The organism is Flavobacterium sp. MMS24-S5, from assembly GCF_050320125.1.
Classification (GTDB): Bacteria; Bacteroidota; Bacteroidia; order Flavobacteriales; family Flavobacteriaceae; genus Flavobacterium; species Flavobacterium tyrosinilyticum.
Genome location: NZ_CP190016.1, coordinates 250,386 through 262,867, shown reverse-complemented (window position 1 = coordinate 262,867; position 12,482 = coordinate 250,386). Strand labels below are relative to the sequence as shown.

Annotated in this window: 13 protein-coding genes; 11 read left to right on the top strand and 2 right to left on the bottom strand. The window is 30.7% G+C overall.

Annotation, left to right across the window (positions count from 1 at the left end):
* Positions 1-77: 77 nt before the first annotated feature.
* From ACPWTF_RS01200 to ACPWTF_RS01185, 4 genes are read left to right on the top strand one after another with little or no spacing between them, the layout of a single operon-like run.
* Entirely contained in the window at positions 78-1,934 is a 1,857-nt protein-coding gene (locus ACPWTF_RS01200; protein WP_427874056.1) for a Dam family site-specific DNA-(adenine-N6)-methyltransferase, read from the top strand.
* Positions 1,935-1,936: 2 nt separating this feature from the next.
* The gene (locus ACPWTF_RS01195) at positions 1,937-3,508 is read left to right on the top strand and encodes a GmrSD restriction endonuclease domain-containing protein (RefSeq protein ID WP_427874055.1); all 1,572 of its coding nucleotides are present in this window, start codon (positions 1,937-1,939) and stop codon (positions 3,506-3,508) included.
* The gene (locus tag ACPWTF_RS01190; protein WP_427874054.1) at positions 3,508-4,779 is read left to right on the top strand and encodes a DUF3696 domain-containing protein; all 1,272 of its coding nucleotides are present in this window, start codon (positions 3,508-3,510) and stop codon (positions 4,777-4,779) included. Before ACPWTF_RS01195 ends, ACPWTF_RS01190 begins: the two co-directional genes overlap by 1 nt.
* A 2-nt stretch (positions 4,780-4,781) precedes the next feature.
* Positions 4,782-5,600 carry a hypothetical protein gene (locus ACPWTF_RS01185; RefSeq protein ID WP_427874053.1) on the top strand — a complete coding sequence of 273 codons (819 nt, stop codon included), beginning with the start codon at positions 4,782-4,784 and terminating at the stop codon, positions 5,598-5,600.
* Positions 5,601-5,631: 31 nt separating this feature from the next.
* Here the strand turns inward: ACPWTF_RS01185 and ACPWTF_RS01180 are convergent, their stop codons facing one another.
* Both ACPWTF_RS01180 and ACPWTF_RS01175 read right to left on the bottom strand, forming a co-directional pair.
* Positions 5,632-6,393, bottom strand: coding sequence for a helix-turn-helix domain-containing protein (locus tag ACPWTF_RS01180; protein ID WP_427874052.1), 762 nt, complete (start codon positions 6,391-6,393; stop codon positions 5,632-5,634).
* A 32-nt stretch (positions 6,394-6,425) separates the two neighbouring features.
* Positions 6,426-7,301: a tetratricopeptide repeat protein gene (locus ACPWTF_RS01175; protein ID WP_427874051.1), complete on the bottom strand. Its 876-nt coding sequence runs from the start codon at positions 7,299-7,301 to the stop codon at positions 6,426-6,428.
* A gap of 340 nt (positions 7,302-7,641) precedes the next feature.
* Between ACPWTF_RS01175 and ACPWTF_RS01170 the strand changes: the two genes are divergently transcribed.
* The 7 genes from ACPWTF_RS01170 to ACPWTF_RS01140 all read left to right on the top strand — a co-directional run bounded on the left by ACPWTF_RS01170 (position 7,642) and on the right by ACPWTF_RS01140 (position 12,456).
* On the top strand, positions 7,642-8,334 hold the full coding sequence (locus ACPWTF_RS01170) for a hypothetical protein (protein ID WP_427874050.1): 693 nt from the start codon (positions 7,642-7,644) through the stop codon (positions 8,332-8,334).
* Positions 8,335-8,609: 275 nt separating this feature from the next.
* The gene (locus tag ACPWTF_RS01165) at positions 8,610-9,497 is read left to right on the top strand and encodes an AraC family transcriptional regulator (protein WP_427874049.1); all 888 of its coding nucleotides are present in this window, start codon (positions 8,610-8,612) and stop codon (positions 9,495-9,497) included.
* A gap of 35 nt (positions 9,498-9,532) precedes the next feature.
* Complete coding sequence (locus ACPWTF_RS01160; protein ID WP_427874048.1) at positions 9,533-10,705, top strand: hypothetical protein; 1,173 nt, start codon at positions 9,533-9,535, stop codon at positions 10,703-10,705.
* A 59-nt stretch (positions 10,706-10,764) separates the two neighbouring features.
* Entirely contained in the window at positions 10,765-10,962 is a 198-nt protein-coding gene (locus ACPWTF_RS01155; RefSeq protein WP_427874047.1) for a YqaE/Pmp3 family membrane protein, read from the top strand.
* Positions 10,963-11,210: 248 nt separating this feature from the next.
* On the top strand, positions 11,211-11,681 hold the full coding sequence (locus ACPWTF_RS01150; protein ID WP_427874046.1) for a hypothetical protein: 471 nt from the start codon (positions 11,211-11,213) through the stop codon (positions 11,679-11,681).
* Between the two features lie 125 nt (positions 11,682-11,806).
* The gene (locus ACPWTF_RS01145; protein WP_427874045.1) at positions 11,807-12,145 is read left to right on the top strand and encodes a DUF4134 domain-containing protein; all 339 of its coding nucleotides are present in this window, start codon (positions 11,807-11,809) and stop codon (positions 12,143-12,145) included.
* Positions 12,145-12,456 (top strand): DUF4133 domain-containing protein, encoded by a 312-nt coding sequence (locus ACPWTF_RS01140; RefSeq protein WP_427874044.1) that lies wholly within the window; start codon positions 12,145-12,147, stop codon positions 12,454-12,456. The genes ACPWTF_RS01145 and ACPWTF_RS01140 overlap by 1 nt, the downstream gene beginning before the upstream one ends.
* Positions 12,457-12,482: the final 26 nt, after the last annotated feature.

Genomic DNA, 12,482 nt, shown 5'->3' with positions numbered 1-12,482 from the left:
TTTATATTTATTTTAGCTACACTTACTAACTAAAAAAAATTACTTTTGTATGGAAGCAAAATAAACGAGAAAAACTTGTGATTAAAAATAAAACAAAACCATTTTTGAAATGGGCAGGTGGTAAAACACAAATGCTAGATGAACTTACTAACTATATTCCAGAAAAATACAACAAATACATAGAACCATTTCTTGGCGGAGGTGCCATGTTCTTTTATATTCAACCAAAAAATGCAATTTTATCTGATTTGAATCCAGAACTTATTAATTGTTATATCACAGTTAGAGATCGTGTAGAAGAGTTGATAATTGCTCTGAAAAAATATTCTAATGATGAAGAGTTGTTTTATAAGATCAGGTCTCTTAAAGTGGAAAATCTTAATGAATTAGATAGGGCTGCTAGGTTTATTTTTCTCAACAAAACATGCTTTAATGGACTTTATAGAGAGAATAAGAAAGGAGAATTTAATGTCCCTTATGGTAAAAATAAAAATGTAAACATTGCAAATGTAGATGTTCTACGTAATGCTAGTTTAGCACTTGCTAATGCAAAAATAATCTGTGCCGATTACAAATATACTTTAAGAAGATATTCGGAAAAAGATGATTTTGTATTTTTGGATCCTCCATATGATGCAGTAAATGCTACTTCTGATTTCCAAAGGTATACAAAACATTCATTTTATGATGATGATCAAATCAACTTAAGAAATGAAGTAAACAGACTTGTGAAATTTGGTGTAAAAGTTTTGTCTACAAATTCTAATACCGATTTTATTAATGAACTTTATAGTGTTTATAATAGAGATGTTATAGAAACTAAAAGAATGATAAGTAGTAAAGTAGATAAACGTACAGGACAAGATTTAATAATTCATTCACTTTCGTCGAAAAAAAAAGTCAATACTGCTGATGAGCTATTAGAAAATTTTCCCGGAACACGGTATATGGGGAGTAAATACAAAATACTACATTTTTTATGGGATTCTATAAAAGGTTATGATTTTGATAATGTATTAGATGCGTTTTCAGGAAGTGGTTGTGTTTCATATATGTTAAAACAAAAAGGAATTGAAGTTTACAGTAATGACTTTATGACTTTTTCTTCAAATATTACAAAATCGTTAATAGAAAATTCTAACGTTAAACTAACTGACAAGGATTTAGATTTTCTATTGTCTAAAAATAAAAATTCTAAAAATTTTATTTTAAATACATTTGGAGGTTTATACTTTAATGATGAAGACAATAGATTTTTAGACAATTTACTTGAGAATATTAATCTTATAGAAGACGAATTGAAAAAGTCTATTGCATTCTCTTCTATAAGCAGAGCGTGTATGAAAAAAAGAGCAAGAGGTATATTTACATATGTAGGACAAAGATATGATGATGGACGTCGTGATTTACAACTTTCTCTTGAGGAACATTTTATAGAAAATGTTGAAAATTTCAATCAAGCAATTTTTGACAATGGAAGAAAAAATAAATCTTTCAATTCTGACATTTTCGAATTAGATATTAAAGCTGATCTTGTATATTTTGACCCGCCATATTTAACTTCTAACTCAGATAATGATTACGTGAGGAGATATCATTTTGTAGAAGGATTATCTAAGAATTGGAGAGGAGTTGAAATACAGCATGAAACAAAAACTAAGAAATTTAAAAAATATCCATCTCCATTTGATTCGAAAAATACTGTAAATGAAGCTTTAGACAGAATGTTTAATTTGCACAAAAACAGTATATTAGTGGTGTCTTATTCTTCAAATTCGATTCCAACAAAAGAAGAAATGATTCAACTTTTAAAAAAGTATAAAAGTAAAGTGGAATTAAAAGAGATAGATTATAGTTACTCAATTGGTAATCAAAATAAAAATATAGGAAATAACGCCAATAAAGTTAAAGAATATTTATTTATAGCTAGTTAAAAATGAGAATATCGATTACACAAGTACCACAAGCGGATGAATTAAATAAAGTGATCAATACTGTTGAAGCAATATATAATGGCTGTATTACTGACTTACAAATTGCCGATTATGTGGGTTTTACAGACAGACAAGGGAGGTATTATAGACTTGCTGCTGAGATTTTAGGATTAGTTGAAAATAACAAAAACAACGCAAATCTTACACCGCTTGGAACAGAGCTTATAGTTCTCGATGATCAACATAGACAGAAAAAAATTCGAACAATTTTAAAAGAAAATGAGTTATTTAAAAATGTATTGAAATTTATTGAAAGCTCAAATGAGGGAAAAAAACGAAACGAGATTTTAAACTATCTAGGAAATTTAATTGAAGGGGCTGAATCAACAATAGCGCGAAGATTATTTACAATTATTAACTGGCTTTTAAGCTCAGATCTTATTGTGCTCGATATTATAGAGTTGGGCGAAAACGAAAAAGAAACAGTTTATAAAGTTAATGAAGAACTCGAGGAAGATGATTTCATAGAAGATTCTGATTTTAAAGATAGTATTTATCCGGCAAGTTATAATAATGATGACGAACTTGACATTAAAGAAGTTCACATGCAGGTTGTAACTCTTTTGAGAAGAAATGAACAAGATAAAATTGTTATTCCTCCTTTTCAAAGAAATCAGGTTTGGAAGCAGCAACAGAAAAGTAGGTTTATAGAATCATTAATTTTAAATATTCCCATTCCACCTTTTTATATTAGTCAGGATCTGGAAGGTAAAATGATAATTGTTGATGGATTACAGAGATCATCAGCAATTTTTGATTTTCTAAATGGAAAATATGCATTAGTAGGTCTTGAGGCTCTACCATCTTTGAATGGCAAACACTATTCAGAATTAGATGAATTACAAGCCAGAATTGAGGATTGTGAACTATTACTATATATTCTTAAACCTTCCGTACCATTATCAATAGTTTATGATATTTTTAATCGCATAAATTCTAACGGAACGCCATTAACAAGACAAGAAATTAGAAATTGTATATATATAGGCAAAGCCACAAACTTATTGAAAGAACTTTCTGAGAAAGATGAATTTAAGATGGCTATTGACAAAGGAATACCTTCTTTAAGAATGAAAGATAGAGAAGCTATTTTACGTTTTTTTGCCTTTTCGGAAGCCAGTGCACAAGAGGATTATAAAGGAGATCTTGATGACTTTTTGGGTAAAACGATGAGGAAAATTAATAGAATGTCGGATGCTGAAATTAATTCTTTGTCAGATAGATTTTTTAGAGTAATGAAATTAACATTTGATTTTTTTGGATATACTAATTTTAGACTTCCGACTCAAAATAGTCGTGGTAGAATTAATATAGCTTTGATGGAATGTATTTCGGTTTATTTTGATAAAAAAAGTGACAAAGAGCTACTATATAGGAAGTTGAAAATTGTAGAAAATTATAATAATATTCTTTTGCAAGATCATTCATTTAGAGAATCGATAAGAATTTCCACTGGTAGCGTAAGTAATGTGAAAATAAGATATAATAAAACATTTGAAATATTAGACAAATAATGATAAAGCAAGTATCAATAGACAATTTTAAATTATACAAGGAGGATGTAAAAATTCCTTTGTCAAATTTGAATCTGTTTACAGGAATTAATGGTAGAGGAAAATCTACTGTTTTACAAGTTTTTTTACTTTTAAGTCAATCTGCTTTTTCTAATAGAGCGACAAACAGAATATTTCTGAATGGTGAAAATGTCAATCTTGGAAGTTTTGATGATGTGAAAAATAAAGAAGTTTCATTTTCTGAAAAAATTCATTTTGGATTTGAATTTGATAATTTTTCAATTGATTACTATTTATATAATAATTCTACAGATGCTTCTGAAGTTTACATAGACGAGATTAAAACCAAATGTGACAAAACGGAGTTGGTCTTAAAAAGAATAGACGAATGGTATAAAGCGAACTTAAATTCAAAAAATGTAATAAACGGAGCAGGAACAGCTTTGCAGTATCCGCTATTTGATTTATTTATTAGTGACGCAACTATTGAACAATATTTTAAGGCAACAAATATCTCAGAGATAAAGTCAGGAATTAATTTAGTAGGTATTCATTATGTTTCTGCAGATAGAATTGGACCAAAGAATTATTATGAAAACAAATCATTAAGTCATTTTGTTAGTGTAGGAGCATTAGGAGAAAATACTGTAAATGTATTACATCATAAAGGAAGTGATAAAGTTAATGAGATAATGCTTACTCAATATTCAAAATTGTTTAGGGAAAACATTGAAGAACTAAGCTGGACGATACTTGATAATACTAATTATTGGATTAACAAAATTTTTCAAGGTGCTAGTATAGATATTACTAATATTAAAGGAGAAGATTTAATTAAGCTTCGTATTAATTCAGACGGAAAAAGTTCATACTTTAAACCTACGAATGTAGGATATGGGTTTACTTATTCTCTTCCAATTATAGTTGCTGGATTGATAGCTAAACCAGGAGAAATTCTTATAGTTGAAAACCCAGAAGCGCATTTACACCCTTATGCCCAATCTATATTAGCAAAATTTTTAAGTTTAATTTCGCTATGTGGAGTTCAAGTACTAGTTGAAACGCATAGTGAGCATATTTTAAATGGATTTAGAATTGCAATAAAAGATAGTATAATTAAACCTAACTCTACAAACGTTTTGTATTTCGATCATAAAAATGTCGATTTCTTCGAGAAAATTATCATTGATGAAGACGGTGGTGTCGATCGTTGGCCAACTGATTTTTTTGATCAAGCAGTGAAAGATTTGAATTACTTATTAGGGATATAGTTATGGAGCTGTTTATTAATGAATCCTCGCTGCATGGTCAATATAATGATAATAATCAATTTTTCAAAGCTTTTAAAATATTTCTTTCATCTCTGAACAAAATATCTGAAATTAAGAATCATAAAGAAATTTTTAAAAGTGATTATTTTTTCTATTTTTCCGGTATCGAAGGCATTTTTCTCGAATCTTTGATAAAAAGCAATCCAGCGTTAAATCAAACTTTTGCTCAGAATTTACAATTACTTAATCCTAAAAGCTGGCAAAAAAATCAAATACACATTGGCGATTGCAGTTACGAATTTAATAAAGAAAATTTTGTTGGTACAACGGTTGCAGAAATTTCAGAAAGATCTTTAGTGACCAAAGATTTTTTTGGTTTTCTTTTGAATTTTAGTGAGTCAAAGTTTGGGAGTAATGATAATATAAATGTTCTAAAAAATAGGGAAGAAAAGATATTTATTGACTCTGTAGTTTCTTCTGAAGATATAGAGAACTGGCTTATAAATAGAGGGTTTATTATTCCTGCTGAAATATATGATGAAAATTCAAGAAACCCTCCGACAGATTATCAGACCGTTTTAAAAGATAATTTAATTTTTGAAAAGACAAATTATCCTAAAAATAATGGACGTACAGTATATAGGAAGAAGGATTCAAGTGAGCTTTGGGTAGTAGATAGTGCATCAAAACATGCTGGCTCGAAAGCACACATAGAGGTATTTGACGAAGGAACAAGAAAACACTTAGGAACATCTTTATATAATGTTGTAAAATTAAATACAGATTTTAAAGTTGATAATCGAAAAATAGATTTAGGGTAGTATTGACTTATATATTTACACTAAGTTTATTCTACTTATTAATTTCAGCAATAAAAAAATTTACAGGCATTTCAGTCCTTGTTTTAAATGCATTTACAAACTGCTGCGTACTACTAAATCCAGCTTCAAGAGCTAGCGCAGAATTAGTATAGTTGCGAGCCAGTTTATTTTCTTTTAGCATTGAAATAATGAAATCAATTTTCAAATCATTGATGTATTCAACAAACCGTTTATCTTTATAATGTGATATTATTTTATATAAGTATTTTGAATTCGTGTGAAGCATAGTTGCAACGGCTGTCAATCGAACGTCTTTGGCTAGAAATTTCTTCTCTGATTCAAACTTTTCAAGTTCTTTCAATACAAAAGCGATAGTTTCTGCTGGAATGTCCAAAACTTCTGCTTTTTCTTTTTTTAGTTTTGAGGTTGGTTTATCTAATGAAGCAGGACTTAGCATAACTTCGTCGAACTTCTTTTTATAAAACTTTTTGTTTTTATGATAACGATAGGTTAGGAACACTGAGAAAGTAAAAAGTATTAGAATGATTGAGATTAAAATAACATCATAATATTTCTCCTTTTTAAGCTGTTTATGGATTTTTTCCCTCTCAAGAAGCAGTTCTTTGGTATCGTACTGTTTATGGATTTTTGTAATTAGATATTTATTGGTTTCATTTAGCAATGAATCGGCATTTAATAATTGATCAACATATAAAAGCTGGTTTTTTAGGTCTTTTTTACCTTTGTAGTAATTAATCAATATTTCGTAGACCTCACGAATATCAGGCCGCATATAATTTTTCTCCTTAAAAGTTTTGTCAACTTTTAAAAAAAAGGGCAGGGCTTTCTCTTTTTTATTGACTTGCAATAACTTTTGCCGATGAAAAAATTGCCCACGGCCTCATTTGCGAAATCCTTATTTTCGTGGATACTATCAAGAGAAGATTCTATGTTGGATATTGCAGCACCATAATTTTTTTTAAAATATAAATTGATCCCTTCTGAGTGCTTGAAATAAGGAATCATTTCCAAATTTTTTAGTCTTTCGCTCTCAGAAATTCCCTTCTTATTAATTTCTGAGCATAATCCATAATTCCCAATTTTGTTATTAAGGACGCCAAGTGAATGAAGGCAATTCAAATAGGCTCTTGTATCTTCTTTTTTATAATATTCTAAACAATCCCGAAACAGTGAAATTGCCTCATCATAAAAGCCCAAGAAGTATTTGATCTGCGCCATATGATATTTCACCTTATTATGTTGGTATTTATCATCAGTTAGGGAGATGTAACTATTTGCTGTAATGTAATTATCGAAAGCACTTTCATATTTTTTTTGTCCATAAAACACAATCCCTTTTGAAAGGTACGCAGATCCTATTAAAGCATCATCTGTACTTTTTTTTGCTGCATAGACCATACTATCTGCATAAATAACTCTGATTTTATCAGGAGACTGATGCATTATGTTTTGGTACGCATAGACAACTTCCTCCCAGTTTTTTTCATTAATAGCTCTGTTAAGATAGGTGTATAAATACGGCGCAGCCTTGGAACTGTCTTTTCTAAAGCCGTATATCTTATCATCCAGATAAGTATAACTTTTATTTTTAAGGGAGTCAGGAACTCTAAAAGAGTTTTTCTGACTGAAACTAGAATTAGAAGAACACAGTATAGACAATAGGATTAAAAATTGTTTCATATGTTAACGTATGTAGGGGAGATATTTCTTTCGACAGAATTGATCCTGAAAAATAGTTGTCACTAGAGGATAATCTCATAAAAAGCAAACTTCAAATGTAAACTAAATAATTGAATTGTAGGTAATTATGTATGTTTAAAAGTAATATGGAATTCATGGAATTCCATACTATAAATTCATGGAAACCCATAGATATAGGCTTGTGGGAGGATTTTTATCGAAATAGATTTGCTTCGAATTCAAAGGCAAAATGTCTAGCAGGGCGCTGGATAAAAGTTCTGCCAATCCGGATGAAAAGAACTGAGGAACTATTCTCATTTACTTTCAAAACAATTTAATCATGAAAAGTTTATTATTATGCATTGCAATTTCATTTTCAATGTTTTCTTGTACAAATGACCAAGAATCAGCAACTGAATTATCCAAAGATTTTAAACACGAATCTAGTTTTAAAGTGACAGATGTAGCAAATCCAAACAACCCATTTGATCAAATCGGATTGGATTATTATAATCATTTAAAAAATTTTGAGTTGGAAAACGGTACAGTAAAGAGCCAATCACAACTTCTTGAACAATTGCTCTATTTGACCGATAGAGCAGACAAAAAACGTAAAACAAATAAAAGTGTTATTACTATTACACCTGAAATGATAGCGGTAATACTTGCTGACCCTCAAAATAAATTAATTGAGCTTATTGATAATGCATCTATAAGTATTTCGCTTAAAAGTAATTTGACTGCTTTCGTTGGTGAGCTAGTTGATAAACAAAATGATGATTACGACGATGTTTATAACTACATCATTGATTATGAAGACAGCGTTATTTCAGATTCTTTACTAGTAGAGGAGGAAAAAGATACGATTTTGAAGGTTTCTGCCATATCAAGATACTCATTGTATGCAGAAGCGCGTAAGCGAGACAGAGATTGGGAAACTTCTGTAACCAATAAGCCGTCTAAAGAAACTGATCTCAAAGTAAATGAGATTACACTGGCAACACTAGCTGTTATTTTCAATAATCTCTACTAAAGAATTATGTTAAGATCTCTTAATATGAAACTGCAGCTTTTTTATATTCATGTCTGATCTTAATTAATCTGGCAAGCCTCTATTTCATCATAGCTCTGTTCAGATATGATGAAATAGAGCGCCTGCTTCGATCTGCACAGGAGGGTGCAATATCTGTCCGAATCCTGGCTTACCTGTTTTTCATTACCTGTCTGCTTAATCTATATTTATTGTCTTATCTCATGATTAGGATAAGATTTAAGGATTAACAAAAAAGCATCAAACAACTAATCAAGATGATAAAAGATCTCATTAATACTGAATTAAAAAACCTTCCAATAGAAGGGCTAGATGTCCACATTATAAAAAAGTATGAAAAAATAACTTTAAACGATGAATTGTTTAAAGCTGAAAATTTATCGATTTTATTGATTCGATCGGGTAATTTAAAAATTAAGCTTAGGGAAATAACACAAGACTTAACATCTCATGACCTTATTGTTATCCCAAAAGACTCCTATTGCACTTTTTTAGAAGTTCGTGATAATGTACAGCTCTATGTAATATTGTTTTCGTCGGATTTTGTATGTAAGAACTGTCTTAAAAAAGATTTACTAGACTCCTTGTATTTTTTTATAACTAAAGAACCTCTTAAAATTGCATTGGAAGAGAAGGAATATCAGGTTTTGTCACTCATTTACAAGCTTATTTATTATGTAAATCTAGATGTTACTCGAAATGGCAACGAGAGCGATCTGCCTCGAATAAGTTTAAATTTATTTCTCTACGAACTTAAACTAATTTATTCGAAACATTCGGCAAATACAGTAATCAGTTTTAACAGAAAAGAAAATCTTGTGATGCAGTTCTTAACAATTTTGTCAATACATTATAAAAAACAGCATTATGTCAAGTTTTATGCTGGCGCATTGTTTGTTACTGCCGGATATTTAGATAAAGTAGTAAAAGAAATTACCGGAAAAAGCCCTAAAAGTTTAATAATCGATTCACTAATTAGCGAAGCAAAGATCTTACTAGAAAATCCTCATTTTACAATTGCTGAAATAACGCAGGAAATGGAGTTTAGCAGTGTTTCAGTATTTAGTAATTTTTTTAAAAAACATACCTCGACCTCCCCATCTATTTACCGCTCGAAATCTACGGAAGGATTTACTGCTCTATAGTTTTCGTTGTCTTGCCTACATTAAACAAGTGTACTATGAATACTATATATCCTTTAGAATGGTTAGATTATGTTATACTGCAAATCCTAAATCCAAATAAATCAGATGTTACCCTTTTAACTAAAACAGATGTAACATTAATTACAGACAATGTTTTAAAAGAAGCAAATCGCATTCAGGTTCGCATGAAGAATGAAATTTTTTCATTAGTTAAAAAGAGGCAGATACGTTTGCAGGTGCGCAAGTACCATTCTAATTTAATATATCTTCTTGATAGTGCAGTTGAAAACCAACAGTGCAAGGAACTACAAAAAAATGACTTGACGAAAGTTATGGAAATTATCATAAGTACTCTTGATGAACTTCTCTCTTTTGTAGAAAGTAGATTTTCTAATTTTCTAAGTCTTGATGAAAGAGTACCCATAACGTATCTTGTTGTAACAAGAAAAGACTTGATGCATAGAATAAATATGTTAGAAAAATTGTTTTTGCACAAAGAACAGGATAACAGGAAAGTTGCTATTGTTAAAGATGAACTATCTGAATCAGCTAAAATTTCACATAATAAAGCTTCTTTTAGACAAATCTTCTATGAACGCCAGCTTATAAATCGACTATTGGAAACATCATACATTAATCAATCCTCATCAATATTTTCAATATTGGATAAAGTATTGATTGAAGTTAATTTCAACAGCAAGAAATATATAGATTTCCTTATCGACGAATTATCTGAAAATACAATTTTTATAGAAGACCCAATTGAAAGACTGAAATCGCTTATGGAATATTCTAAGGAATTAAATCAGCTATATTCTAATGAGAATGTAACTTTTAATCCTGCGACAAAAAACATTAAAAGTATTCTATTGGACTGGTTTAGTTATGAAATTACACACCTTGAGAGACAGATTAATGTAGGATATTTAGTTCCAGAGCAAATAGGCAAATCTAATGACAAAGTAGAATGCAATCTTTCAACAGATCAGATGGCGTTGATTTTACGAGCAAGTGATGAATCCAGGGTCATAAAAGCACGATCAATGAACTTGGTTTTTAAAACTATTGTGCCTTTTTTATCTACGCCTTTCAAAAAAAATCTTTCATATCAATCTGTACGAAGTAAATCTTATAATGCGGAAGACAGAGATAAGGAGATTGCTATCGAAACGCTTAAAAAAATTATTGAAAAGATTAAGACATACTGAATAATCATTACAAGTAACAAAACTTAGTATTAACGACAAATTACTAAACATTATAGATCATGACATTAATAGCAATATTTTTCCCGTCACTTTCCTTTTTCTTAAGGGGCAAGATTTTTACAGCAATCATTTGTCTCATTCTGCAGATTACTTTGATTGGCTGGATACCAGCGGCAATCTGGGCGGTTTTATCGCTTCAGAATTCAAGAGCTGACAAACGAAATTCCAAATTAATTAAAGCTATGCATTCGAAATAAAATCGACTAATCTTTTTTGAAAGGCTTCTGTAGTTACATTAACCGCAGAAGCCTTTTTTATTTATTAGGGCGAATATATAATTTTTATCTGCTTCGTACCAACAAAATCAGGGGGTACAAGAGGGTACAAGAAAAGTTGTACTTGTAGAAGCCTTATTGTAGTCGTTCCTTTGACATGTAAAAATAAATCATATCTCTAAAGATTTTGATTTGAGTAGATGAATGTTGAATGATAAATGAAGAAGACTATGTTTACAAATGTTTCATGGGGCAGCTACCTTACTGTCATAGGTGTAATTTTAGTACTATGGTATCTAGTAGTACTGCTTAAATTCTATAAAGGTGATTTAAAGGAATTTTTCTCTAGCGAAAAAAGAAACTGCCAGTTTAAAAAATCTGCAAATTCTACATCTTTGCTACAAAGAAAAACTCACACAGGTTTGTCATCATCTTTTTTGGAATCTTTTGACACGTTAGATGATGCAGAAGAACTTTCCTCCAGAATACTTCAAGCTGTGAAGGAGAGTGCCGAGAAAAACTTATTAAAAGAACAATTCCAAAATTACCTGCGAATGGTTCTTGAAGAATATCCTTATGTGAAGATCTCTTCACTGCGTGAAGATATAAACTACTTAATAGTCTCCGAAAGCGAAAAGCACCCTCAGTTTTCTTTAACGTTTGCCGAAGCGGACCTGCTGTGGGAGGAGACTATTTCTTAAAACTCAGCGGAGGAATAATCCCTGTTCTCTCTGGTGCGGTATGGCTTTGTGTGACAAGATGATAGAGCTGTAACGGCGGTGTTCCTCTGCTTTTTAACTATAAATAATTTTTAAAATGATGTGTGATGAAAAAATGTTGGTGGAAGTTAAAGGAATTAAATGAAGAAAAAGTATTGTCCTATTGCATCTTGGTATTACTGCTAGTGTATGAAACTAAAATTCATGCACAAGATGGCGTAGCAGGAATTAACGAAGCAAATCAGAAAGTAAGAAGCTATTTTGATGCCGGTACGGAGCTGATGTATGCAGTAGGCGCAATTCTTGGCCTTATTGGGGCTGTGAAAGTTTATCAAAAGTGGAATGCCGGTGATCCTGATACCGGAAAAGTAGCTGCCGCCTGGTTTGGCAGCTGTGTATTTCTTGTTGTGGTGGCTACTGTTATCAAATCTTTTTTCGGAGTCTAATGAACAGTGTGTATCAGATTAATAAGGGAATCAATCAAAGTATTGAATTTAAGGGCCTCAAAGCGCAATACATCTGGTACCTAGGTGGTGGAGTTGTATGTCTTATGATACTGTTTGCAATTCTCTATATCGTAGGTGTTCCTTCTTTGACATGTGTAGGTATTATTGGTGCGGCAGGTGGATTTATGGTTTTTAAAATCTATAGGATGAGCAATCAATACGGCGAATATGGAATGATGAAAGCACTTGCAAGAAAACAGATTCCAAAATTTTTAAATGTAAAGAGTAGGAAAGTTTTTGTAAAGATATAGCTGTAGAGCGTTAATTATAAAAATAA